Source organism: Reyranella sp. CPCC 100927 (assembly GCF_007859315.1).
Taxonomy (GTDB): Bacteria; Pseudomonadota; Alphaproteobacteria; order Reyranellales; family Reyranellaceae; genus Vineibacter.
On sequence record NZ_VOHA01000014.1, the window covers coordinates 25,913 to 50,101 of the forward strand.

The following is a 24,189-nucleotide window of genomic DNA, read 5'->3' on the forward strand; positions in this document are numbered from 1 at the left end:
CCTGATACCTGATCCCCGGCTCCTGATCCCCGACCATGGCCGCTGTCCGCAACATCCTTTTCATCATGTGTGACCAGCTGCGCGCCGACCATCTGTCGTGCGCCGGCCACCCGCATCTGAAGACGCCCCATATCGACGCCCTGGCGCGACGCGGCGTGCTGTTTCCGCAGGCCTACGTCCAGTCGGCGGTCTGCGGCCCGTCGCGCATGTCGTTCTATACCGGCCGCTACATGTTCAGCCATGGCGCGACCTGGAACCGTGTGCCGCTCAGCGTACGCGAGAAGACGATCGGCGATTACCTGCGGCCGGCCGGGATCCGCGTGGCTCTTGCCGGTAAGACACACGTTCTGCCGGATGTCGACGGCCTGGAGCGCTACGGTATCGAGGGCGGTTCGGCCTTCGCGGCCTTGCTGCGCAACGGCGGCTTCGAGGAACTCGACCGCTACGATGGCCACTCGCCGCCCGGCACCGAGAGCGGCTATCCGGCTTTCCTGCGTCAGCACGGCTATGCGGCCGACGATCCGTGGAGCGCATTCGTCATCGCCGCCGATGGTCCCGATGGCGAGACTCGGTCGGGATGGCACATGCGCAACGCGCGCCTGCCGGCACGGGTGAAGGAGGCGCACTCCGAGACCGCGTACATGACCGACCAGGCCATTCGCTTTGTCGAGGCACAAGGCGAGCAGCCCTGGTTCCTGCACCTGAGCTACGTCAAGCCGCACTGGCCGTATATGGCGCCGGCGCCGTATCACGCCCTGTACGGTCCGCAGGACTGCCTGCCGCTCAACCGCAGTGCGGCAGAGCTGGAGAATCAGCATCCGGTCCTGGCTGCCTATCGCCGGCACGAGGAGTCGGTCAGCTTCAGCCGGCCCGATGCGCCGGCGACGGTGCGGCCTACCTACATGGGCTTGATCGCCCAGATCGACGATCACCTGGGCCGCCTGTTCGCAACCCTGCAGCGGCTGGGCCGTTTTGACGACACGTTGATCGTGTTCACCGCCGACCACGGCGATTTCCTGGGCGATCACTGGCTGGGCGAAAAGGAGATCTTCTACGAGGAAGCGGTCCGGGTGCCGTTCATCGTGGTCGACCCCGACCCGGCGGCGGATGCCACCCGCGGCACCGTCGATCGGCGTCTGGTCGAGGGCATCGATGTGTTGCCCACGACGCTCGATGCGCTCGGGTTGCCGCCCGCGCGCCATCTCGTCGAGGGGCGGTCGCTGCTGCCGCTGACCCGGCAGCCGGCGACCGCAGGGGTGTGGCGTGACGCGGTTTTCTCGGAACTCGATTATTCCTTCCGCGAGGCGCGGCGTCTGCTGGGCCGCCATCCGCGCGATTGCCGCGCCTTCATGGTCCGCACCGAGCGCTGGAAGTATGTCTGGTGGCTGGATTTTCCGCCGCAGCTCTTCGATCTGGCGGGCGATCCCGGTGAAATGGCCGACCTCGGCCGCGATCCTGGCTACGCGACCGTGCGCGACGAGATGCATGCCCGTCTGTTCGACTGGATGCGCGCTCGCAAGACACGGGTCACCGTCGATGATGCCTATGTCGAGGCGCGCACCGCCAGCCACAAGAAGCACGGCATCTTTTTTGGCGTCTGGTAGCAAGTTGCAGCAGGCATGACCGGTGCGCGGCGATTTTGTGGCGATCAGGCACAGCCATGTGATGCGCTCGCACGTGCTGCGACGGCCAAGCGCGTTGTCCTCGTGGACGAGGCGATGTAGTTTGAAAATTGCGTTGCGTGCCGCAGAGGCCGTCCGTGTTCACCCGCCGCCGCCTTTTCTTTTCGACCGTTGCTGCGTCTCTGTCCGGCGCTGCCGCCGTGCGTGCGCAGCCTGTGGCCGAGCGTCATTTCGTGATCGGCGCCGGGCCTATCGGCGGCACTTATTTTCCCGTGGCCGGCCTGATCGCGACGGCGATCAGCAACCCGCCTGGCGGCCGCCCGTGCGAGGCCGGCGGCAACTGCGGGGTCCCCGGCCTGGTCGCCGATGTGCTGGCCACGCAGGGCTCGGTGGAAAACCTGCGCAAGATCGCCGATGGCGGCATGGAGTCGGGCCTGGCCCAGGCCGATGTCGCGCTGGCGGCCTACAAGGGTGAGGACACGTTTACCGGCCGGGCGCTCACCAACCTGCGCGCCATGGCCAATCTGTTTCCCGAGACAGTGCATGTGGTGGTCAGGCGCGGAACCGGACTGGAGACGATCGCTGACCTGCGAGGACGCATCGTTTCGCTGGGCGAGCGCGAGTCAGGGGCACTGTCGATATCACAGCGGCTGCTGTTGGCCTTCGGGATAGGCCGGCGGGACATCGATGCGCTCTATCTGTCGCCGCAAGCAGCCAGCACCCGGTTACGGGAAGGCACCATCGACGCCTTCATCATGATTGCCGGACAGCCGGCGCCGCTGTTGACGGCCATGGCGCTGCAATCGCCCATCGACCTGCTGCCGGTGCCGACGGCGATTGTCGAGAAGATGCGCGAGAGCCAGCCCTACATTACGGAAGCGACGGTTGCGACCGGTCTCTATGACGGCATCGACGCGCGTCCGTCATTTCAGGTCAATGCGCATTGGCTGGTCGCCGAGCGGGTCGAGGCCGACATCGTCTATGGCAACCTGCGGGCTTTGTTCCACCCGGCGGTGCGCGGCCGTCTGGATCGGGGATTGCCCAGCACCGCGGCGATCCGGCTGGAAACCGCGATCGACGGCCTGACCGTGCCGCTGCACGAGGGCGCAACCCGCTTCTACAAGGAACGCGGCCTGATCAAGGAGTGACCTTGCCCTCCTCTCCCGCTCGCTCGCGGGAGAGGTGAGACTACCGGAACTCGTATTCCGCGATCAGCCACGGCTCGTGGCGTGCCGCGTCGCACCACTCCTTCATGGCCGCGTGTTCCATCACCGCATCGCAGTAGCGCTGCGCCTGGGTGTCGAGCTTGACGCCGTAGGTCCGCAGGCGAGTCACGACAGGCGCATACATGGCATCGGCGATGGTGAAGGTGCCGAACAGGAAGCCGTCGTCGCGCGGCGCCGAGCCGGCAAAGCGCTTACGGCAGTCCAGCCACAGGCCGACGATGCGTTGCACCTGGGCCATGGCCTCGGGCGTCTGGCCGTGACCCGGGAACGAGGCGCGAATGTTCATCGGCATCTCGCGGCGCAGATCGGGGAAGCCAGCATGCATTTCTGCCGCGACCGACCGCGCCACGGCCCGCGCCGCGGCAGCCTCCGGCCACAAGGCGGCTTCCGGTTTCAGTTCGTACAGGTACTCGCCGATCGACAGCGAATCCCAGATCGACAGGCCGCCATGCGTCAGCACCGGTATGAAGCCGGATGGCGAGTGGCGGGCCACCTGCGCCTTGCTGTCCGGTTCATAGAGACGCACCAGCACTTCGTCGAATTCGATGCCTGCTGCCTTGCAGATCAGCCAGCCGCGCAAGGACCACGACGAATAGTTCTTGTTGCCGATCACCAGGGTGAACTCACTCATCGCAGCCTCGCGTCGCGACTTTGCACATTGCCAGCGTAACCGATTCCCGATCATGCTGGAGGTTCGTCGTCGAACATAACAACACGGAGGATACCGTGTCGCTTCCGTTTCTTGACCGTGCACCCGCTGCCGTACCGATTGCCATCGTTGCGCCAACCGACTGGTCGGCGTGGCTGAAGCGGCAGTCCGCGCACGCGCGGTCGTGGCTGCAGGCCTCTGGAATCGGTGGCAAATCTGGTGAATTCGCGTTGCTTCCCGATGACGACGGCCGGGCCGAACTGGCCGTCCTGGTACGTTCGGCCGCACCGACGATGTGGGACTATGGTGCGCTCGCAAGCAAATTGCCGCCGGGTGACTACTGCCTGATCGGCGACACGGCACCGATCTCCACCGTCGACGCCTGCATCGGCTTTGCGCTGGGGTCATGGCGCTTCACGCGTTATCGCGCGGACAACAAGGCGCGGTCGCGACTGGTGTGGCCGTCCAAATGCGACCGCAGTGCTGTCGAACGTGTCGTGAACGGTGTCTATCTGGCACGCGATCTGATCACGACGCCGTCGAACGACATGGGGCCGGCGGAACTGGCCGCCGCGGCGCGCCAACTGGCACGCCGGCATCGGGCGCGCTTCGCCGTCACGGTCGGCAACGAACTGCTGCGTCGCAACTACCCGGTGATCCACGCCGTGGGTCGTGCCTCGACGCGCGCGCCGCGCCTCATCGACATCGTGTGGGGCCGGCCCAATGCACCGAAGATCACGCTGGTCGGCAAGGGTGTCTGCTTCGATTCCGGCGGCCTCGACCTGAAGCCGGCAGCCGGCATGCTGATGATGAAAAAGGATATGGGTGGTGCCGCCACCGTGCTGGCGGCCGCCGCCATGGTGATGGCGGCGCGTCTGAACGTGCGCCTGCGCGTGCTCATTCCGGCCGTCGAGAACAGCGTTTCGGGCAATGCCTTCCGGCCGCTCGACGTGATCACGTCGCGCAAGGGCGTGACGGTGGAGATCGGCAACACCGATGCCGAAGGCCGACTGATCCTGTGCGATGCCCTGACCGAGGCGGCGCGCGAGGAGCCGGCGTTGATCATCGATGTCGCGACACTCACCGGCGCGGCCCGCGTCGCGCTGGGCCCCGATGTGCCGGCGTTATTCAGCAACGACGATGGGTTGGCCGACGGCCTGCTGAAAGCGTCGCAGGAGCGCGAGGATCCGTTGTGGCGCATGCCGTTGTGGCGCGGCTACCGCCGCTTCCTGGACAGCAAGGTGGCCGACATCAACAATGCCGGACAATCGGCGTTCGGTGGTGCCATTACCGCCGCGCTGTTCCTGCAGACGTTCGTGCCTGATTCAGTGCCGTGGGCGCACATTGATACCATGGCCTGGAATCAGTCGAGCCAGCCTGGCCGACCCGAAGGTGGCGAGGCAATGGGTGCGCGCGCGATCTACGGCATGCTGGCCGCCAAATATCCGCCGCGGCGTTAGGCGGCTCGCCCACCGTCACTGGTCGCGCAGGTCGACAGCGAGCCGGTCGGCCAGCGCATCGAGCAGATGACGCTGCGGCCCGCGTTTGATCGCGGCGAGTCGGTCGACGATGTCGGGCGTCACGCGCAGAAAGCTTTCCGGCAATCCGACGGTCTCGTCGGGAAAGAAGCGGTAGTGCGTGGTTTCCACGGGCACCAATGTCGGAATGCCGTGTTCGAGAAATGCGGCTGCCGTGCCGCTCTTGCCGATCTGTGCCAATGACGTCGCGGCGATGGCCAGATCGAGGCTGTTGATGAACTGGGAGATCATATCCGGCGAGCGTTCTCCCACCGTGACCAGGCCGTAGAGCACCCCGTGCTTTTGGCGCCACGCCTGCCATTCCGACAGCCGCCCGCCCATGCGGCCGATGGCGACGATGCAGAGCCGCCGGCCGGTCTTGCGCGCGGCCGCATCGAGCATCGGCAGCAAGGAGGGGATATCCAGGCCTGGGTAGAGTGCGCCGAACAGTCCGACGAGATAAAGTCCGTCAAGGCCGCCGGGTCCGACATCGAAACCGGCGGCAGCCAGTTCGGCCGGTAACCAGGACGCGGCGTTCTGTGTCCCCGGCGGGACGTTGCCGAAGTGGGGCACGATCTGCGCGTCGATGCCGATCTGACCGAGCATGGCACGATAGGCGGCGTTGGTGGTGTAGGTCCGAGCCGGATGAAGCGTGCGCACGAAACGCTTCACCATCCATCGCTGCATCTTGCCGATCGAACGAACGTAGGGGCCGGCGCCATCTTCTTCGCCGATCCAGGTTTCGTGGAACAGGATGGAGGCGGTGCGGCCCGCGGCCACGCGCGGCAGCAGTCGTGACGCTTGCCACATGATGCCGCGCTGGCCGTAGTCATAGACGACGAAGGCGAACAGCAGATGATGCGCGCCGACGCTGTCGAGGAAACGTATCGCGTCTGGGATGCGTTCGGCCAGCGGCCGCTGCCGGCTGAGTCGCAGGACCTCGATGGTCTGGCCCAGCGCCTCCTGGCGCTCCTGGTGCGTCCCGGTCCCGATGATCCCATCGCTCATGCCGACAAGGACGGCCGGTACGCCCCGTGCCTTCAGCGCGGCGGCCAGCAGCCGCGAATGATCACCGATTCCATCGCGCCCGGGTTCCGGCGTGCCACAGACGATGGCGAGGGTCATGGGGTGCGTCAGTAACCGGCGGCTCGATCGATCTGGTTCAGCAGAGGGCGACCTGCGCGCAGACGGCGCACATTGTCGGCGACGCTCTCGGCGGCGGTGCGCGGGTTGGTCGGTCCGGCGATATGCGGCGTCACCTTGATCTTGGGATGCGCCCAGAACGGGTGATCGCCCGGCAAGGGTTCGACATGAAACACATCGAGCACGGCGGCGGACAGATGCCCACCATCGAGTGCTGCGATCAGATCGCGATCGACCACATGCCCACCCCGCGCCATGTTGATCAGAACGGCACCCGGCGGCAGCAGGCCCAGGGTGCGGGCGTTCAACAAACCGGCGGTCTGTGGTGTCATCGGCAGAACGTCGATCAGGACGTCGGTGCGCTTGAGGAAGGCCTCGAACCCGTCGGCGCCGTGGAAGCATGTCACGCCGTCGATCGTCCGCGGTGAGCGGCTCCAGCCAGCCGTGGCAAAACCCAGTAGTGCCAGCTTGCGCGCGGTGTCGGCGCCGATTTCGCCCAGGCCCATCACGCCGACGCGGCGGGTCGCCGTATCGGTGAACGGTATGTCCCGCCACAGGTGCTGACGCTGCTGCGCCGCGTACGATTCCATGTCGCGGTGATAGTGCAGCGTCCAGTAGATGGCGTACTCGGCCATCTGTCCGACCAGGCCGGGATCGATCACGCGCACGATCGGCACATCGGCCGGCAGATCGGGATCGACCAGCAGGTGATCGACACCCATCCCGGTCGAAACGATCAGTTTCAGGTTGGGAAAGCGGGCCAGGACACCGGCCGGCGGCTTCCACGCCAGCGCGATCTCGACGTCGGACGTATCGCCGACATCCGGCCAGGCCCTGAGATCGATCGTCTCATCCAGCGCGGCGCCCAGGCGCTGCCGCCAGCCGGCAGCATCGCCGCCACCCTGGGCGTTGCTGACATACGTGAACGCACCGGCCATCGCTGTCCTCACTGCGCGACGGCGCCGGTATCGGCGCCGATCGGCTCGAGATTGAAGGCGGCTGCGATCAAGGCCTGGGTGTACGGGGTCCTGGGTGCTTCAAAGATCTGTTTGGCCGATCCCCGTTCAACCACAACGCCGCCTTGCATCACCACGACTTCGTCGGCCAGCGCCCGCACCACTTTCAGATCGTGGCTGATGAAGAGATAGGCAAGCTTGTACCGCGCCTGCAGGTCACGCAGCAGATCGACGATCTGTGCCTGTACGCTCATATCCAGCGCTGACGTAGGCTCATCGAGAACCACGAAGCGCGGTCGCAGCACCATGGCGCGGGCGATCGCGATGCGCTGGCGCTGGCCGCCGGAGAACTCGTGCGGGTAGCGATCGCGCATCGACGGGTCGAGACCGACCTCGCTCAGCACGTCATCAACCAGCTGGCGGCGCTCGGCTGGATCCTTGGCGATGCCGTGGACGTCGAGGCCCTCGCCCACGATCTGTTCGATCGACATGCGCGGGCTGAGCGAGCCGTAAGGGTCCTGGAACACGATCTGCATCTCGCGGCGCAGCGGCCGCAGCTGCGGCGGCGGTACGGCGCGCAGGTCGCGACCGTCGAACTGGATGGTGCCTTCGCTCCTCTCCAGCCGCAGCAGCGCCAGGCCAAGGGTCGTCTTGCCCGAGCCGCTCTCGCCGACGATGCCCACGGTATGGCCGGCCCGCAGCTCGATCGAAACGCCGTCGACCGCCTTGATGTAGCCGACGGTACGGCGCAGCAAGCCGCGCTTGATCGGGAAATGCACCTTGACGTCGCCGGCGGCCAACACGATGGGCGCATCGGGTGCGCCGGCGAGCGGCCGCCCCTTGGGCTCGGCCGACAGCAGGTGCTTGGTATAGGTATGCGACGGGGAGTCGAAGACCTGGGCGACCGGGCCTTGTTCGACGATGTCACCCTTGCTCATCACGCAGACACGGTCGGCCATCTTGCGCACGATGCCCAGGTCGTGGGTGATGAACAGCAGCGCCATGCCGTAGCGCTTCTGCAGGGTCTTCAACAGCTTGAGGATCTGCGCCTGGATGGTGACATCCAGCGCCGTCGTCGGTTCGTCGGCGATCAGCAGGTCGGGCTCGTTGGCGAGCGCCATGGCGATCATCACCCGCTGGCGCTGGCCGCCCGAGAGCTGGTGCGGATAGGCGTCCAGCCGCTTGGTCGCCTCCGGGATGCCGACCTGTTTCAGCAGTTCGAGCGTGCGGGTCCGCGCCGCATCGCGGGTCAGGCCCTTGTGCAGCAGCAATGTTTCGCTGACCTGCCGCTCGATCGTGTGCAGCGGGTTCAGCGACGTCATCGGCTCCTGGAAGATCATGGCGATGCGGTTGCCGCGCACCGCACGCAAGGTGTTGGCCGGGGCGCCGACCAGCTCCTCGCCGCGGAACCGGATGCTGCCGGTCGGATGCCGCGCCATGGGGTAGGGCAGCAATTGCAGGACCGACAGCGCCGTTACCGACTTGCCGGAGCCCGATTCACCCACCAGCGCCAGGGTCTCGCCGCGCTCGATGGTGAATGAGACCTTGCGCACGGCGTGCACGGCGGCCGCGCCGGCACCGAAGTCGACGGACAGGTCGCGGACCTCGAGCAGAGGGCCTTGGTGGGAATCGGGGCGGGTATCGTCAGGCGGCATCAGGCAAGGATCTTGCGCGGGTCGAAGGCATCACGCACGGCTTCACCAATAAATATCAGCAGCGTGAGCAGGATGGCGATAACGAAAAAGCCGGTCAGGCCCAGCCACGGTGCCTGAAGGTTGTCTTTGCCTTGCAACAGCAGTTCGCCCAGTGATGGCGACCCGGGCGGTAGGCCGAAATTCAGAAAATCCAGGGCTGTCAGCGTCGTCACCGAGCCGGCCGCGATAAAGGGCAGGTACGTCATGGTCGAGATCGTCGCATTGGGTAGCATGTGCCGGATCATGATTTTGCTGTCGGACACGCCCAACGCCCGCGCGGCGCGCACGTAATCGAAGTTGCGCGTCCGCAAGAACTCCGCCCGCACCAGCCCGACGAGGGTCGTCCAACTGAACAGCAGCATGATCCCGAGCAGCGACCAGAACGTCGGCTCGATGATGCTCGCCATGAGAATCAGGACATAAAGTTGCGGCAAGCTCGACCACAGCTCGAGGAAGCGCTGGAACAGCAGGTCGATGAGACCACCGAAATATCCCTGCACCGCGCCGGCGGCGATGCCGACGATGGAACTCACCACGGTCAGGATCAGGCCGAACAGCACTGATATGCGCAAGCCATAGACAAGGCGGGCGACAACGTCGCGTGACTGGCCATCGGTACCCAGCAGATTGCGCGCCGTCGGGGGCGTCGGGCCTGTCCGTCCAAGATCCTTGACCGCGTTGAAGGAGTTGAAGGGGATTAGCGGCCAGACGGCCCAGCCCTTGGCGCGGATTTGTCGGGTGAGCTCAGCGTCCGTAAAGTCGGCTGGAATCCCCAGGTCGCCGCCAAAATCGGTATCCAGATAGTCACGCAGGATGGGCGCGTAGAATGCTCCATCGTAACGCACCAGGATCGGCCGGTCATTGGCGAGGAACTCGGCGAACAGGGTCGGGACGATGAGCAGGCTGAAAATGATCAGCGACCAATAGCCCCGTTTGTTGGCGCGGAAGACCGTCAGGCGACGCCGGGTCAGCGGTGACAAGGTCATGCCCCGCGCCTTTCGAAATCGATACGCGGGTCGACCAGCACGTACATCAGATCGCCGATCAGGCCCAGGATCAATCCAAGCAGCGAGAAGATCCAGAGCGTGCCGAAAATGACCGAATAGTCGCGATTGATGGCGGCATTGAAGCCCAGGAATCCCAGGCCATCCAGGGAGAAGATCACTTCGATCAGCAGCGAGCCGGTAAAGAGAATTGAAATGAAGGCGGCGGGAAAGCCGGCGATGACCAGCAGCATGGCGTTGCGGAACACGTGTCCATAGAGCACGCGTCGTTCGCTCAGCCCTTTTGCCCGTGCGGTTTGAACGTACTGCTTGCGAACCTCGTCGATGAAGGAGTTCTTGGTCAGCATCGTGAGCGTGGCAAAGCCGCCGATGACCATCGCCACGATCGGCAGGACCAGATGCCAGAAATAGTCGAGGATCTTTCCCGTGGTCGACAGGGTGTCCCAATCGGGTGACGTCAATCCTTGGCGCGGGAAGATGTTCCAGTAGCTGCCGCCGGCGAACAGCACCACCAGCAGAATGGCAAACAGAAAGGCGGGGATGGCTGTTCCGACGATGACGACGGAGGAACTCGCGACATCGAAGCGCGAGCCATCACGCACCGCTTTGGCGACGCCCAGCGGTATCGAGATCAAATAGACCAGCAGCGTCGTCCACAGGCCCAGGGATATGGAGACGGGCAGCTTCGAGGCGACGAGTTCCAGGATCGGCTGCCCGCTCAGCGTACTGTTGCCAAGATTGAACGTCGCATAGTTGCCCAATAGCAGCAGGTACCGTTCGTGCAGCGGCTTGTCGAAGCCGTACTGTTTCTTGATGCGCTCCACGACTTCAGGCGGAATGCCACGGGCGCCGCGCGACGTGACGTCGCCGGATTGCGGTGTCGATCTGATATCGGTGCCGCCACCGCTGAAGCGCGCTGTCGGATCGGCGGCGCGTCCTTGCAATTGCGCGATAATCCGGTCGACGGGGCCACCGGGGGCAGCCTGGATGATGAAGAAGTTGAGCGTCAGGATGCCGACCAGCGTGGGCACCATCAGCAGCAGCCGGCGCAGGATATAGGCGAGCACGGCAGGCGTCCGCTACGACATCTTCGGCTGGGAGTGCGGCGCTGGCACTATCAAGGCTTGCGCTCCGGCGTGCCCGCGCGCAGCGCCTTCTCCTTCTCCGGGTCGATCCACCATGTCGAGATGCCGCGCGGCTGGTACTTCGCCAGCTTTTCCGGGCGGCTGAACTTGTTCCAGTACGCGATCCACCATGTCGTCGAATAGTACTGCGGCACGATGAAGTAATTCCACAACAGGGCGCGATCCAGGGCGCGGCTGCGCGTGATCAGATTGGGCCGGTCGGGCGCGGCGATCACCGCTTCGATCAGTTTGTCGATGGCGGGATCGGCGATGCCGATCGTGTTCTGGCTGCCGGTGGTCTTGGCGGCCGCCGCCCCCCAGAATTCACGCTGCTCGTTGCCGGGCGACAGTGACTGGCTGAAGATGACGATGGTGGCTTCGTAGTCGAACTCATCCATGCGCTTCTGATACTGCACGGGATCGACCGTGCGCAGCCGCACATCGATGCCGACCCGGCCGCACCATTCCTTGAACGGCAGGGCGAAACGCTCGAGCCGCGATTCCCCCAGCAGCAGTTCGAACGACAGTTGCTGGCCCGACTTGACGTTGGTCATCTTGCCGGCGCGCAGTTCCCAGCCGACCTCCTTCAGGAGCCCGATGGCGCGGCGCATGCCGTCGCGGTTGCTGCCCGAACCGTCGGTGACCGGCAGCTTGAATTCCTGGGTGAACAGTTCAGGCGGCAGCTGAGCGCGCAGCGGTTCGAGGATCTCGAGCTCTTCCTTCGAGGGCAGGCCCCTGGCCGCCAGTTCGGAGTTGAAGAAGTAGCTGTTGATGCGGGTGAACAGGTTCCACGACAGCGCCTTGTTGAACCACTCGAAGTCGACCAGATGTACGAAGGCTTCGCGGAAACGCCGGTCCTTGAACATGTCGCGGCGCAGGTTGAAGCCGATGCCTTGCATGGGCAGCGTGCTCTCGTGCGTCAGCTCCGCCTTCTGCACGGCACCGGATTTCACCGCCGGGAAATCGTACGACGTGGCCCACAAACGCGCCGTGAACTCGTCGCGATAGTCGACGTCGCCAGCCTTGAAGGCCTCGAACGCCACCTGTTCGTCGCGATAGTAGTCGTAGCGGACAACGTCGAAATTGTTCTGGCCACGGTTGAGCCAGAGGTCCTTGCCCCAATAGTCCTCGACCCGCTTCAGGGTGATGAAACGGCCGGCCTCGAGCTGGTCGATGCGGTACGGCCCGCTGCCCAGGGGGACCTCCATGCTGGCGCGGTCGAACGGGCGGCTGGACCACCAGTGCTTGGGCAGGATGGTCAACTGGCCGATGATCACCGGCAGTTCGTGGTTGTCGCCGCCGCGGAAACTGAACTTCACCCGGCGGTCGTCGAGTGCCTCGGCGCCGACCACGTCGTGGTAGTACACGGCATACAGCGGCTGGCCCTTCTCCTTCAGGATGTTGAAGGAGAACACGACGTCTTCCGGCGTGACGGGCTTGCCGTCGTGCCAGCGCGCGTTGCTGCGCAGGGTGAAGATCACCCACGAGCGGTCGGGAGGCGTTTCGATGGTTTCCACCAGCCGGCCGTACTCGGTGGAGACCTCGTCATAGACGGTTTCCAACAGCGGCTCGTAGATGCCGGCGGCGGCGCGTGCGGGCGTGCCCTGCAGGATAAAGGGATTGAGCGAGTCGAATGTGCCGCGTCCGGCCAGCCGGATCGTGCCGCCCTTGAGCGCATTGGGATTGGCGTAACTGAGGTGCTTGGCGTCAGCCGGGTAGCCAGGCTCGCCGTGGATGGCGATGCCGTGCGAGACGATGGTCTTGCCGCCGCCGCCCTGGGCCCGCGCCAGCGTCGGGAACGCGGGTGTGGCGGCAAGGCCGGCCAGGACGGAGCGACGTCGAATTCCAGGCAGAAACATGCACTCGGCCTCCACAATGGGTCCAAGCCTACGGTGTCAATATGGTGAAACCAAGAGGACTCCCGTCACGAAGGAGAGAGTCTGGTCCGCCGGGAACGGTTTTCCGAGGTTCGGCCACTAGCCGTGGCGTTCGCCCGACAGGATGGCCTGCGCCGCGCGGTGGACGGCAGCGTCGCCGGCGGCAATCACATGGCCCTCCGAATCCTTGTCGAGCGGCTGGCCGCGCCAGTCCGTCATCAGCCCGCCGGCACCCTGAATGACGGGGACGACGGCACAGAAATCGTGCAGCTTGAGGCTGGACTCGATCACCAGATCGACGCAGCCCGACGCCAGCAGCCCGTAGCTGTAGCAGTCACCGCCCCAGCGGAAGAGCTTGACCTTGTCGGCAAGCGCGCGATGCGAGCCTGCCTGGTCCTCCGCGAACATCTGTGGCGCGGTCGAATACATGTAGGCCTTGGCGAGGGCATCGCAGGTCCGCGTCGCCACCGGTGTGCCGTTGAACGTGGTGCGCCGGCCGTTCACGCCCAGCCAGCGTTCCTCCAGGATGGGTTGGTCGATGATGCCCAGCACCGGTCGGCCGCGATGCAGCAGCCCGATCAGCGTGCCGAAGACGGGCATGCCGGTGATGAACGCCCGGGTCCCGTCGATGGGATCCAGCACCCAGACCCATTCGGCGTCGAGGCGCTCGCTGCCGTGCTCTTCGCCCCAGACGCCGTGTTCGGGCACCTCGCGGCCCAGGATGGCGCGCATCGCCACTTCCGCCTCGCGATCGGCGATCGTCACCGGCGAGTCGTCGTCCTTGTCGTCGATTCCGACCGGTGTGCGGAAATAGCGGCGCACGACCGGCCGCGCCGCATCGGCCAGGCGATGCGCCAGCGCGACAAAGGCATCGGGAACCGAAACGGGCGTGGTGCTGGTCATGCGAGCCCTCTCTGGCACAGCCCCAAATGAGAACGGGGCGGTCATTGCCGCCCCGCAGAAATGAACGTCCAGCGGATCGGCCGCTACTTGAGGCTCTTCAGGAACGCGATGACGTCGCCGCGATCCTTGTCCTTGGACACGCCGACGAACGCCATCTTGGTGCCCTTGATGAAGTTGGCCGGCTTGAACAGGAACTCGTTGAGATCCTCTTCGGTCCACTCGCCGCCCTTGCTGGTCATGCCGGACGAATACGAGAAGCCGGCAAGATGCGCCTTCTTGTTGCCGACGATACCGAACAGGTTCGGCCCCACCTTGTTGGCGCCGCCCTTCTCGCTGGTGTGGCAGGTCATGCACACCTTCTTGAAGGTGGCCTCGCCCGCGGCAGCGTCCGTACCGGTGGCCGGCGGCGCCTTGGCCGGCGCGGCATCGGCCGGTCCGGGGGCCGCGGCGACCTCTTCCTTGACCTCGATATGTGGCTTCTCCGGCATATGCGGGTGAACCAGGGCGTTCGAGACCTTGCCGATGATCATCACGCCCAGGCAGGCCGCGAGCACGGCGCCGGCGATCTTGTTGAATTCGAACGAGTCCATGGCCCCCTTCCGGACACGCAGACAATCTGCGGCGGCACCGACGTGCCACCAGCAACGGCAACGCGTCTACCACAATCGCCGCACGGGCAGTAGTATTCTGTCGCCGCGCTTTCGCGGGGCGCGGCATGTCGTCGCAATTTGCCGCTAACATCCTCTTTTGACACATAAATTCATGGTTTCGTCAGCTGGCTCCGGCGTTCGCAATCCGGTCGTGCTGATCCCCGCCCGCATGGCCTCGACCCGCCTGCCCAACAAGCCGTTGGCCGATATTCACGGCGTGCCGATGATCGTCCATGTCTGGCGGCGCGCCATGGAGGCCGATATCGGCCCCGTCGTCGTCGCCGCTGCCGAGCCCGAGATCATCGCGATCGTCGGGGATGCCGGCGGCCGTGCCGTCCTCACCGATCCCGGCCATCCGTCGGGGTCCGATCGCATCCACGAGGCACTGGGGCAGATCGATCCGGACCGGCGCCATGACGTGGTGGTGAACATCCAGGGCGACCTGCCTACGCTGGCGCCTGACGTCGTGCAGGCGGCGCTCGAGCCGATGATCGAGCCGGCCGTCGACATCGGCACCCTGGTGGCCGAGATCCGCACCGACTACGAGCGCGAGGCGTCGCAGGTGGTCAAGGCCGTCGCCGGGTTCGCGCCGGGTCGGGCGATCGCCCGTGCTCTCTATTTCAGCCGCACCCAGGTGCCGACCGGGCCGGGTGCGCTCTATCACCACATCGGGCTTTACGCATACCGGCGCGCGGCGCTGGAGCGGTTCGTCGCCCTGCCGCCGGGCGTGCTGGAGCAACGCGAGCGGCTCGAGCAGCTGCGGGCGCTGGAGGCCGGGATGCGCATCGACGTGCGCCTGGTCGATACGGTGCCGCTGGGAGTCGATACGCCCGATGACCTCGAGGAAGCGCGCCGGCGCCTGGCGCCGTGACAGCTTCTGGCGTCGCGGTTCATTTCCCGCTAGAGCAGCGTCCCTGGGAAACAATCGAACGTCGGATCAGTCATGGCCGCCCGCCGCAAGACCTTGCCACGCCCCAACAACACCATCGCGTTCCAGGGCGACTTCGGCGCCAATTCCGACATGGCATGCCGGTCGGCGTTTCCCTACATGACGACGTTGCCGTGCCCGACTTTCGAAGCCGCGATGGAAGCGGTGCGCAAGGGTCGCGCGGCACTGGCGATGATTCCGGTCGAAAATTCGATCGCCGGCCGGGTGGCTGATCTGCACAGCCTGTTGCCGCACACCAACCTGCGGATCGTGGCCGAGCACTTCCAGCGAGTCGAGCATTGCCTGGTGGCAGTCTCGGGTGCGTCGCTCAAGACCGTGAAAAGCGTGCGCAGTCATGTGCAGGCACTGGCGCAGTGCCGTGGCTTCCTGAAGAAGCACCGGCTGACGCCGCACATCCATGCCGACACCGCGGGCGCCGCGCGCGAGATCGCCGAGTTGGGTGACAAGACGGTTGCAGCGATTGCCTCGTCGTTGGCGGCGCGGATCTACGGGCTGCACGTGTTGGCCCGCAACATCGAAGATGCCGATCACAACACGACGCGCATGCTGGTTTTTTCGCGTGAGCCGGCGGCGCCGGAGTGGCGCACGGTGCCCTGTCTGACGGCCTTTCTCTTCCGGGTGAAAAGCCGTCCGGCGGCGCTCTACAAGGCGCTGGGCGGCTTCGCCACCAACGGCGTCAACATCACCAAGTTGGAGAGCTACCTGTCGGGTGCGGCGTTCGAGCAGGCGCTGTTCTATGCCGAAGTGGAAGGGCACACGGAGCAGCGGTCTCTACAGCTGGCGCTGGAGGAACTCGAATTCTTCTCCGAAGAGTTCAAGATGCTGGGCACCTTTCCGGCGCACCCGTTCCGGCGCAAGGGCTGGGAGGCGCCGACGCGGCCAGGAACGTGAGTCGAGTGATTCCTCGTTCATCGCAGCGGTTACGATATCTAAACTGATTCCACTGGAACAACGGCGGCCGTACCACCATATCCACCCGGCTTGGTAGGGATCCGTCCGGCGTCCGTCGGATGTCGGCCCGGAATTGATACAACTAGCCCGGGCTTCCGTCTTGGCTTACAGGCAGGCACGACGATTTTCGCGCAGAGACAGGCGGCAGCGCCCCGCGTGGTGTCGCAGCCTGCCTGCCTCGGTGCGTGGTAGGGGATACCAATGAAGAAGGCATGGGCTTTGTCGCGAGCGCCGTGGGCGGGGCCGTTGGGAGTCGTGACCCTGGCCATGGTGTTCGCCGTTGCGGGCTGCGAGCGCAAACAGCAGGACCAGCAGGGCGGTGGCCCGCCGCCGGTGACGGTTGCCAAGCCCGTGGTCAAGGAAATCGTCGAGATGGACGAATTCACCGGCCGCTTCGAGCCGGTGGGCGCGGTCGAGGTGCGGGCGCGGGTCGGCGGCTATCTCGAGTCGGTGCACTTCAAGGAAGGCGCCGTGGTCAAGGAAGGCGACTTGCTGTTCGTCATCGACCGGCGGCCCTTCAAGGCTGTGCTCGATCAGGCTGAATCATCGCTGGTGGCGGCGCAGACGCGGTTCGATCTCGCCAAGGTCGAGCTCGAGCGCGCCGAGCGGCTGGCCAAGAGCGGCGCCGGCACCGAGCAGTCGCTGGATCAGCGCCGCCAGGGCTACCTGTCGGCGCAAGCCGATCTCGCCGGTGCCAAGGCATCACTGGAGCAGTCGCGGCTGAACTACGAGTTCACCGAAATCCGGGCGCCGATCACCGGCCGCATCTCGCGCAAGCTGATCACCGAGGGCAACCTCATCAACGCCAACACGACGCTGTTGACGACGATCGTCTCCATCGATCCGATCTACTTCTATTTCGACATCGACGAGCGCTCCTACCTCGCCTACCAGCGACTGGCGCAGCAGGGCAGCAACAGCACCGGCAATGGTGGCAGCACCGGCCTGCCGGTGATGGTGATGCTGACCGACGAAAAGGAGTACAGCCACAAGGGTACGCTGGACTTCACGGACAATCGCCTTGATGCCGCGACAGGTACGATGCGCTTGCGCGCATCGTTTCCCAACAAGGACCTGTTCCTGACGTCGGGTCTGTTCGGTCGCATCGCCGTGCCGGGCAGCCCGAAATACAAGGGTGTCATGGTGCCGGATGAGGCGATCCTCACCGACCTCGATCGCCGCTTCGTCTACGTCGTTGCTGCCGACGGCAGCGTGAAGCAGCAGCCGCTGCGTCTGGGATCGCGCACCGACAATTACCGCATCGTTCGCGATGGGCTGAAGGGCGACGAGACCGTCGTGATCAACGGCCTGCAGCGCGTGCGGATGGGGGGCGGCAAGGTGACGCCGCAGCCGGTCGAGTTGCCGCCGGTGTGGAAAGGCCTCATGGCGCTTGGGCCGCCGCCAGGCGCCGGTGGTCCGCCCGGTGGCGACAAGCCAGGCGGCGACAAGAAGCCGGACGACAGCAAGAAATAGACAGGTCGGGAACTCGTCATGAAGTTCGGACATTTCTTCGTCGATCGGCCGATCTTTGCAGCGGTCGTGTCGATCGTGATCGTGATCGTCGGCGTGATCGCTTATACCCGCCTGCCGATCACCGAGTACCCTGACATCGCGCCGCCGTCGGTGTCGGTGGTCACGACCTATCCCGGTGCCGATGCCGAGACCCTGGCCCGCACGGTGGCGACGCCGATCGAGCAGGAGATCAACGGTGTCGAGGGCATGCTCTACATGTCCTCGTATTCGACCAGCGACGGCACGCTGCAGCTCACCGTCGTGTTCCGTCCCGGCGTCGATCTCGATATCGCCCAGGTACAGGTGCAGAACCGGGTGGCGGTGGCCGAAGCGCGCCTGCCAGAAGAAGTACGCCGCCAGGGTATCCAGGTGCGCAAGCGGTCGGGCGACTTCCTGCTGGTCGTGCATCTGCTGTCGCCGGACAAGAGCTATGACGAACTCTATCTCGCCAACTACATGCAGCTGCGCATTCGTGAGCAGCTTCTGCGGCTGGACGGCGCCGGTGACGTCATCGTCTTCGGCGGTAGCGAGTATTCGATCCGCATCTGGCTCGATCCGGCACGCCTGGCCGCCTATTCGCTGACCAGCGGCGAAGTGGTGGCGGCGCTGCGGGCGCAGAACGTGCAGGTATCGGGTGGTCAGCTCGGCCAGCAGCCGGCGCCGACCGATACCGCCTTGCAGGCCATTGTCACCACGCAAGGTCGCTTCCAGGACGTACGCCAGTTCCGCAACGTGATCGTCAAGGCCGGCGAGGACGGCAGGCTGGTACGCCTGCAGGACATCGCGCGTGTCGAGATGGGCGCCAAGGATTACGGCAGCCGCAGCTACCTCGACAGCCAGGTGGCCATTGCGCTGGGCGTATTCCAGCGGCCCGGCACCAACGCGCTGGCCACGGCCGAGCAGGTCAAGGCCAAGATGGATGAGCTCCAGCGGGATTTCCCGCCGGGGCTGAAGTACGACATCATCTACAATCCGACCGAGTTCATCGTGCAGTCGATCGACGCGGTCTACGAGACGCTGATCGAGGCCATCCTGCTGGTGGCGTTGGTCGTGCTGATCTTCCTGCAGAACTGGCGCGCGGCTCTCATCCCCATTCTTGCGATCCCGGTGTCGCTGATCGGCACGGCGGCCTTCATGCTGGCCTTCGGCTTCACGCTCAACGTGCTGACGCTGTTCGGCATGGTGCTGGCGATCGGCATCGTGGTCGACGACGCCATCGTCGTGGTCGAAAACATCGAGCGCAATATCGCCGAGGGCCTGTCGCCCCGCGAGGCGGCGCATCGCACGATGGGCGAAGTCGGCACGGCGGTGGTGGCCATCGCCGTGGTGTTGGCGGCGGTGTTCGTGCCGACGGCCTTCATTCCCGGCATCTCCGGTCAATTCTATCGCCAGTTCGCGCTCACCATCGCGGTCTCGACAATCATCTCGGCCTTCAATTCGCTGTCGCTGTCGGCGGCGCTGGGCGCCATCCTGCTGAAGCCGCATCGCAGCGGGGAACACCAGCGGTCGCGGTTCCTGCCGATCTGGATCGGGCAGGTCGTTGCCCGGAAGTTCAACACCGGCTTTGACCGGACCAGCCACGCCTATGCTGGCGGCGTGCGCTCCATCATCCGGCACCGGGCGATGAGCTTGATCGCCTATGCCGTGTTGGTGGGGGCGACGGTCTACATGTTCGGGCATGTGCCGCAGGGCTTCATTCCGCCGTTGGACCGTGGCTACGCCATTGTGATCGCGCAGCTTCCCGACGGCGCCACGCTGGATCGCACCGACGCGGTGGTGAAGAAGGCGGAGAAGTTCATCGAACAGACTCCCGGTGTCGCCCATATCGTATCGATCCCGGGCTTCAACGGCGCGACGTTCACCAACTCGCCCAACGCGGCCGTGGTCTTCGTCACGTTCAAGCCGTTCGAGGATCGGCTGCCGCAGGGGCTCACGTCGGACCGCATCATCGGCGACATGATCGGCCGCCTGCAGGGCATCGAAGAGGCCTTCGTTCTGGCGGTGCCGCCGCCGGCGGTGCCCAGCATCGGCAACAGCGGCGGCTTCAAGATGCAGCTGCAGAACCGCACCAGCGACGATATCGGTCCGCTGCTGATGGCGGCCTATCAGATGATGGGTCGCGCACGGACCGTGCCGACCGTCACCGACGTGTTCACGACGTTCTCGGTATCATCGCCGCAGGTCTATCTGAACATCGACCGGGTCAAGGCGCAGATGCTGAACGTGCCGCTGTCGTCGGTATTCGAGGCGTTGCAGGTCAATATCGGGTCGGCCTACGTCAACGACTTCAATGCCTTTGGCCGCGTGTTCCAGGTCCGTATCCAGGCCGACGCCAAGTACCGCCTGGAGCGTGCTGACATTCAGCAGCTCAAGGTCCGCTCGGCGACCGGCGAGTTGGTGCCGCTCGGCACCCTGCTCGATGTCGTCGATGCGTCGGGGCCTGACCTGGTCCAGCGCTATAACATGTATGTGTCGGTGCCGATTCAGGGCAACACGCCGCCCGGCATCTCGACGGGCGCGTCATTGGACGCCATGGAGAAGTTGGCACGCGAGTCGCTGCAGCCCGGTCAAAGCTTCGAGTGGACCGAACTGGCGCTGCAGGAGCGCTCGGTCGGCAACACGGCGGTCTTCATCTTCGCGCTGTCGATCCTGTTCGTCTTCCTGGCCCTGTCGGCGCAGTACGAAAGCTGGACCTTGCCGCTGGCCATCATGCTGATCGTGCCGATGAGCATGTTGTTCGGCCTGATCGGCGTCTGGGTCGCCGGCATCGACAACAACGTGCTGGTGCAGATCGGCCTGGTGGTGCTGATCGGCCTGGCGGCCAAGAACGCGATTCTGATCGTCGAGTTCGCCCGCCAGCAGGAGCATGCCGGGCTCGATCCGATCGCGGCGGTGATCGAGGCCTGCCGTCTGCGCCTGCGGCCGATCCTGATGACGGCGTTCGCCTTCATCCTGGGCGTGCTGCCGCTGGTGACGTCATCGGGTGCCGGCGCCGAGATGCGCCGGGCACTGGGTACCACGGTGTTCGCCGGCATGATCGGTGTGACGTTGATTGGCTTGTTCCTGACGCCGGTGTTCTACGTCTCGATCCGTTTCCTGGAGGAGCGTTTGCGCCGCCGTCCGGCACCCGCACCGCAGGCGCCGGCGGAGTAACCTGGGGGCGCGGGTGTCCCGCCCGCTCTTGCTCATGTCAGGCGAAAGCAAGGCTTTCGCCTGATGCGGGCCTGAAACCGGGCCCTCCCAGGAAACACGACCATGCAGTTCCTCGCTCACCTGTCGCCGTTCTGGGCTGGCGTGGCCGGCGCCGTCATCGCCGGCTTCCTGGGCACTGCCGTCGGCGGCGTGCCGGTCATGGTCGTTCGGTCGTTGCCGGAACGCCTGGGCAATGCGCTCCTGAGCTTCGCGGCCGGCGTCATGCTGGCCGCAACGTTCTTCTCGCTGCTGTTGCCGGCTTTGGAACTGGCGCGAGAGGAAACATCCGGCCGGGTGCCGGCAGCCATCGGCGTGATCATCGCGCTCGCCATCGGCGGGCTGGTCATCGCCATGACGCATCGCGTGACGCCGCACGAGCATTTCGGCCGCGGCCGTGAGGGTCCGCACGTCCAGCGCATCCGGCGGGTCTGGTTGTTCGTGATCGCCATTGCGATCCACAATTTTCCTGAAGGTCTGGCGACCGGCGTGGCCGCCGGCAACCCGGCACCGCATATGCCGGGGGAGATCCCCGGCCTGGGTGTCGTGATCGGCATCGGCCTGCAGAACATGCCCGAAGGCCTCGCCGTCGCCGTCGGCCTGCTGTCGCTGGGCTATGGCCGGGCGCGCGCCTTCATGGTTGCGGCGGCCACCGGACTGATCGAGGTCGTGGGTGGTGTCGCCGGCGCGGCCGCCGTGTCGGTCTCGCACGCGCTGCTGCCCTGGGCGCTGGCCTTCGCCGCCGGCGCCATGCTGTTCGTGATCAGCCACGAGATCATCCCGGAAACCCATGCCCCCGAAACCGGCGGCACCATCAGCGCTACCGTGGCGCTGTTCATCGGTTTCGCGACGATGCTCTTTCTCGATCACACGCTGGGGTAGACGGCGATACTATTCCGCTGCTTTCGCTGCTGCCGGCTGCGGTTTGAACTGCAGGATCGTTGCGGCCCGATGATAGGGCGTCGGCAGCGGCGGGCTCTCGGCGCCCAGCGCACGCGCGGCGTTCCAGCCCCAGCGCGGGTCGGCGAGAAACGAGCGCGCCAGCGCCGTGCAGTCGGCGTCGCCTGATGTCACGATCTGCTCGGCCTGCTCCGGCTCGGTGATGATGCCGACAGCCCAGGTCTTGATGCCGACCTCCTGGCGGATACGGGCGGCGAACGGCACCTGGTAACCGGGCCCGAACGCGATCTTGGCGTTGGGCACGGCGCCGCCCGAACTCACGTCGATGAAGTCGCAGCCCAGCGCCTTCAGCGCCTGCGCGGTCGCGAGGGTATCCTCGATCGTGACGCCGCCCTCGACCCAGTCGATGGCCGACAGCCGCACGCCCAGCGCGCGCTCGCGTGGCCAGGCGGCACGGCAGGCCTCGAACACCTCGAGCGGAAACCGGCGCCGCTTTTCGGCGCTGCCGCCGTACGCATCATCGCGCCGGTTGCTGAGCGGCGACAGGAACTGGTGCAGCAGATAGCCGTGCGCGCCGTGCAACTCGACGACATCGAAGCCCAGCCGCGCGGCGCGCTGCGTGGCGGCGACAAAGGCAGCCTTGATCGTCTTCAGTTCGGCATGGTCGAGCGCCACTGGCGTGTGCCACTTGGCGGTAGGCGCCGGCACGCTGGCGCCGCCGGTCACGAATCCGACGCCGGGTCCGGTTGCGTCGAAGGCGATCGCCGACGGCGCCACGGTGGTCCATGGTGTATCCGGGGTGTCGGCGGCGCTCAGTGGACCGCCACCGCGCCAGGGGCGTTGCGCCGATGCCTTGCGACCGGCGTGGCCGATCTGGATGCCAAGGCGGATGGACGGCATCCAGGCGCGCACCCAGTCGACGATGCGCTGCAGCGCCGCTTCGTTTTCGTCGCTGTAGAGTCCCAGGCAGCCATGCGTGATGCGGCCGCGGCGCTCGACGTGCGTCGCCTCCACCACCAGCAGTCCGGCGCCGCTGGCGGCAAGCTGCCCCAGATGGGCGAGATGCCAATCGGTCGCCGAGCCGTCGACGGCCGAGTACTGGCACATGGGCGAGACCACGATCCGGTTGGGCAACACGACGTCGCCGCCAAGGGGCAGGGGCGTAAAGAGGGCAGGCGGCATGGCACTCTCCGAACGTGGAATGACGCATATTTTGCTGTCATCCCGAGCGCAGCGAGGGATCCAGGGGCGACGCCTGGATCCCTCGCTGCGCTCGGGATGACAGGTGCTGCAGTAGGCCGCCTACGCCGTCGGCGGCGGGCCGGCTTCGTGACCCAGCCAGTCCTCGATCAGGCGGCGCGCGATGCTGTCTTTGCGCGGCATGAAGAACGAGCCGTCCTTGGGCAGGTTGTCGGGATGCAGGTCGGCACGGCTCATCCAGCGCGCGCTCTCCAGCTCCGATTGGTTGACGTCGATCTCCAGCGACTGGGCCTCGGCATGGAAGCCGATCATCACCGATGCCGGGAATGGCCACGGCTGCGAGGAGTGATAGCGCACGTTGCTCACGCGCACCTTGACCTCTTCGTACACTTCGCGGGCCACGGCATCCTCGAAGCTCTCGCCCGGCTCGACGAAGCCGGCCAGGGTCGAGTGCATGCCGCGCGGGAAGTGCTTGCTGCGCCCCAGCAGGCATTTGTCGCCGTGATGCACCAGCATGATCACGGCCGGGTCGGTGCGCGGGAAGTGCTGTGCCTTGCACGCTTCGTTGGTGCACAGTCGCTCGTGGCCTGCCTTGGCGACCTTGGTCGGCGCGCCGCAGACGCCGCAGAATTTGTGGCGCCGGTGCCAGTAGGTCATGCCGCGCGCATAGGCCAGGATCGACCCTTCGCGGGCGAACAGCAGGGCGCCGACCTGGCGCAGGTCGACGAACTCGCCCAGCCCATCGGCCGGCATGTCGAAGCCGGTCACGTCGAGCGCGAAGAAGGTCTCGCCCTCGACGTGTCCCAGGAAGATCGGCGAGGCACCGCCGCGGATGAACGCGCGCGCCATCATCCCCTGCAGGAACACCGGCTCCGGCTGGCCTTTGTTGTTCACCAGGTTGCGCTCGTTGTCGATCGGCACGAACTTGGTTTTCGAGCCGACCAGCAGATCCTCGATATGCTCTTCATCCTCGCGCTGGTGCGAGGCACGGTCGATCTCGGCGCTGGAATAGGGATTGGGCTGCATTGCGTTCGGGCGCCACTGGCAGTCATGGGGACGGGTCGCCGACAATGGCACCGCAGGCGGCCAGCGGCAACCGGTCCGCCGTGCTAGCATGGCTGCC

Annotated in this window: 19 protein-coding genes; 8 read left to right on the forward strand and 11 right to left on the reverse strand. The window is 65.7% G+C overall.

What is annotated here, in order from left to right; translation table 11 throughout:
• The first annotated feature begins 35 nt into the window (after positions 1 to 35).
• Entirely contained in the window at positions 36 to 1,604 is a 1,569-nt protein-coding gene (locus FQU96_RS28400; protein WP_146544753.1) for an alkaline phosphatase family protein, read from the forward strand.
• A 155-nt stretch (positions 1,605 to 1,759) separates the two neighbouring features.
• Positions 1,760 to 2,770 carry a TAXI family TRAP transporter solute-binding subunit gene (locus FQU96_RS28405; RefSeq protein WP_178130751.1) on the forward strand — a complete coding sequence of 337 codons (1,011 nt, stop codon included), beginning with the start codon at positions 1,760 to 1,762 and terminating at the stop codon, positions 2,768 to 2,770.
• Positions 2,771 to 2,810: 40 nt separating this feature from the next.
• Here the strand turns inward: FQU96_RS28405 and FQU96_RS28410 are convergent, their stop codons facing one another.
• Entirely contained in the window at positions 2,811 to 3,479 is a 669-nt protein-coding gene (locus tag FQU96_RS28410) for a glutathione S-transferase family protein (protein WP_146544755.1), read from the reverse strand.
• A gap of 95 nt (positions 3,480 to 3,574) precedes the next feature.
• On the opposite strand from FQU96_RS28410, the gene FQU96_RS28415 reads away from it, so the two are divergent.
• Positions 3,575 to 4,957, forward strand: coding sequence for a M17 family metallopeptidase (locus FQU96_RS28415; RefSeq protein ID WP_255468605.1), 1,383 nt, complete (start codon positions 3,575 to 3,577; stop codon positions 4,955 to 4,957).
• A 15-nt stretch (positions 4,958 to 4,972) separates the two neighbouring features.
• Here the strand turns inward: FQU96_RS28415 and FQU96_RS28420 are convergent, their stop codons facing one another.
• From FQU96_RS28420 to FQU96_RS28455, 8 genes are all read right to left on the reverse strand, one after another.
• The gene (locus tag FQU96_RS28420; protein WP_146544756.1) at positions 4,973 to 6,139 is read right to left on the reverse strand and encodes a glycosyltransferase family 4 protein; all 1,167 of its coding nucleotides are present in this window, start codon (positions 6,137 to 6,139) and stop codon (positions 4,973 to 4,975) included.
• A gap of 8 nt (positions 6,140 to 6,147) precedes the next feature.
• A complete protein-coding gene (locus FQU96_RS28425) occupies positions 6,148 to 7,095 on the reverse strand; it encodes a glyoxylate/hydroxypyruvate reductase A (protein WP_146544757.1) in 948 nt (315 codons plus the stop codon).
• Between the two features lie 8 nt (positions 7,096 to 7,103).
• On the reverse strand, positions 7,104 to 8,768 hold the full coding sequence (locus tag FQU96_RS28430; protein WP_146544758.1) for an ABC transporter ATP-binding protein: 1,665 nt from the start codon (positions 8,766 to 8,768) through the stop codon (positions 7,104 to 7,106).
• Entirely contained in the window at positions 8,768 to 9,793 is a 1,026-nt protein-coding gene (locus FQU96_RS28435) for an ABC transporter permease (protein ID WP_146544759.1), read from the reverse strand. The genes FQU96_RS28430 and FQU96_RS28435 overlap by 1 nt, the downstream gene beginning before the upstream one ends.
• Positions 9,790 to 10,878 (reverse strand): microcin C ABC transporter permease YejB, encoded by a 1,089-nt coding sequence (locus tag FQU96_RS28440; protein ID WP_146544760.1) that lies wholly within the window; start codon positions 10,876 to 10,878, stop codon positions 9,790 to 9,792. The genes FQU96_RS28435 and FQU96_RS28440 overlap by 4 nt, the downstream gene beginning before the upstream one ends.
• Before the next feature lie 50 nt (positions 10,879 to 10,928).
• Positions 10,929 to 12,794: an extracellular solute-binding protein gene (locus FQU96_RS28445; protein ID WP_146544761.1), complete on the reverse strand. Its 1,866-nt coding sequence runs from the start codon at positions 12,792 to 12,794 to the stop codon at positions 10,929 to 10,931.
• Positions 12,795 to 12,911: 117 nt separating this feature from the next.
• Positions 12,912 to 13,715 (reverse strand): histidinol-phosphatase, encoded by an 804-nt coding sequence (gene hisN, locus FQU96_RS28450; RefSeq protein WP_146544762.1) that lies wholly within the window; start codon positions 13,713 to 13,715, stop codon positions 12,912 to 12,914.
• A gap of 83 nt (positions 13,716 to 13,798) precedes the next feature.
• Positions 13,799 to 14,305, reverse strand: coding sequence for a cytochrome c family protein (locus FQU96_RS28455; protein ID WP_146544763.1), 507 nt, complete (start codon positions 14,303 to 14,305; stop codon positions 13,799 to 13,801).
• Between the two features lie 172 nt (positions 14,306 to 14,477).
• Here FQU96_RS28455 and FQU96_RS28460 point away from each other — a divergent pair, with 172 nt between their 5' ends.
• From FQU96_RS28460 to FQU96_RS28480, 5 genes are all read left to right on the forward strand, one after another.
• The gene (locus FQU96_RS28460) at positions 14,478 to 15,236 is read left to right on the forward strand and encodes a 3-deoxy-manno-octulosonate cytidylyltransferase (RefSeq protein WP_146544764.1); all 759 of its coding nucleotides are present in this window, start codon (positions 14,478 to 14,480) and stop codon (positions 15,234 to 15,236) included.
• A gap of 72 nt (positions 15,237 to 15,308) precedes the next feature.
• Positions 15,309 to 16,205 carry a prephenate dehydratase gene (locus FQU96_RS28465; protein ID WP_146544765.1) on the forward strand — a complete coding sequence of 299 codons (897 nt, stop codon included), beginning with the start codon at positions 15,309 to 15,311 and terminating at the stop codon, positions 16,203 to 16,205.
• Between the two features lie 261 nt (positions 16,206 to 16,466).
• The gene (locus FQU96_RS28470; protein WP_146544766.1) at positions 16,467 to 17,738 is read left to right on the forward strand and encodes an efflux RND transporter periplasmic adaptor subunit; all 1,272 of its coding nucleotides are present in this window, start codon (positions 16,467 to 16,469) and stop codon (positions 17,736 to 17,738) included.
• A gap of 18 nt (positions 17,739 to 17,756) precedes the next feature.
• A complete protein-coding gene (locus FQU96_RS28475) occupies positions 17,757 to 20,930 on the forward strand; it encodes an efflux RND transporter permease subunit (protein ID WP_146544767.1) in 3,174 nt (1,057 codons plus the stop codon).
• 102 nt (positions 20,931 to 21,032) lie between these two features.
• Positions 21,033 to 21,848, forward strand: a complete 816-nt coding sequence (locus FQU96_RS28480) for a ZIP family metal transporter (protein WP_146544768.1) — start codon at positions 21,033 to 21,035, stop codon at positions 21,846 to 21,848.
• Between the two features lie 9 nt (positions 21,849 to 21,857).
• Here FQU96_RS28480 and FQU96_RS28485 read toward each other — a convergent pair whose 3' ends face one another.
• Positions 21,858 to 23,048: an NADH:flavin oxidoreductase/NADH oxidase gene (locus tag FQU96_RS28485; protein ID WP_146544769.1), complete on the reverse strand. Its 1,191-nt coding sequence runs from the start codon at positions 23,046 to 23,048 to the stop codon at positions 21,858 to 21,860.
• A gap of 120 nt (positions 23,049 to 23,168) precedes the next feature.
• On the reverse strand, positions 23,169 to 24,182 hold the full coding sequence (gene nudC, locus FQU96_RS28490; protein WP_218574914.1) for an NAD(+) diphosphatase: 1,014 nt from the start codon (positions 24,180 to 24,182) through the stop codon (positions 23,169 to 23,171).
• Between the last annotated feature and the right edge of the window lie 7 nt (positions 24,183 to 24,189).

What these genes read in the sequence shown, in the direction of transcription:
- FQU96_RS28400 (WP_146544753.1), top strand. Translation starts at nt 36, where the DNA reads ATGGCCGCTGTCCGCAACATCCTTTTCATCATGTGTGACCAGCTGCGC.
- FQU96_RS28410 (WP_146544755.1), bottom strand. Translation starts at nt 3,479, where the DNA reads ATGAGTGAGTTCACCCTGGTGATCGGCAACAAGAACTATTCGTCGTGG.
- FQU96_RS28420 (WP_146544756.1), bottom strand. Translation starts at nt 6,139, where the DNA reads ATGACCCTCGCCATCGTCTGTGGCACGCCGGAACCCGGGCGCGATGGA.
- FQU96_RS28425 (WP_146544757.1), bottom strand. Translation starts at nt 7,095, where the DNA reads ATGGCCGGTGCGTTCACGTATGTCAGCAACGCCCAGGGTGGCGGCGAT.
- FQU96_RS28430 (WP_146544758.1), bottom strand. Translation starts at nt 8,768, where the DNA reads ATGCCGCCTGACGATACCCGCCCCGATTCCCACCAAGGCCCTCTGCTC.
- FQU96_RS28435 (WP_146544759.1), bottom strand. Translation starts at nt 9,793, where the DNA reads ATGACCTTGTCACCGCTGACCCGGCGTCGCCTGACGGTCTTCCGCGCC.
- FQU96_RS28445 (WP_146544761.1), bottom strand. Translation starts at nt 12,794, where the DNA reads ATGTTTCTGCCTGGAATTCGACGTCGCTCCGTCCTGGCCGGCCTTGCC.
- hisN (WP_146544762.1), bottom strand. Translation starts at nt 13,715, where the DNA reads ATGACCAGCACCACGCCCGTTTCGGTTCCCGATGCCTTTGTCGCGCTG.
- FQU96_RS28455 (WP_146544763.1), bottom strand. Translation starts at nt 14,305, where the DNA reads ATGGACTCGTTCGAATTCAACAAGATCGCCGGCGCCGTGCTCGCGGCC.
- FQU96_RS28460 (WP_146544764.1), top strand. Translation starts at nt 14,478, where the DNA reads ATGGTTTCGTCAGCTGGCTCCGGCGTTCGCAATCCGGTCGTGCTGATC.
- FQU96_RS28465 (WP_146544765.1), top strand. Translation starts at nt 15,309, where the DNA reads ATGGCCGCCCGCCGCAAGACCTTGCCACGCCCCAACAACACCATCGCG.
- FQU96_RS28470 (WP_146544766.1), top strand. Translation starts at nt 16,467, where the DNA reads ATGAAGAAGGCATGGGCTTTGTCGCGAGCGCCGTGGGCGGGGCCGTTG.
- FQU96_RS28475 (WP_146544767.1), top strand. Translation starts at nt 17,757, where the DNA reads ATGAAGTTCGGACATTTCTTCGTCGATCGGCCGATCTTTGCAGCGGTC.
- FQU96_RS28480 (WP_146544768.1), top strand. Translation starts at nt 21,033, where the DNA reads ATGCAGTTCCTCGCTCACCTGTCGCCGTTCTGGGCTGGCGTGGCCGGC.
- FQU96_RS28485 (WP_146544769.1), bottom strand. Translation starts at nt 23,048, where the DNA reads ATGCCGCCTGCCCTCTTTACGCCCCTGCCCCTTGGCGGCGACGTCGTG.
- nudC (WP_218574914.1), bottom strand. Translation starts at nt 24,182, where the DNA reads ATGCTAGCACGGCGGACCGGTTGCCGCTGGCCGCCTGCGGTGCCATTG.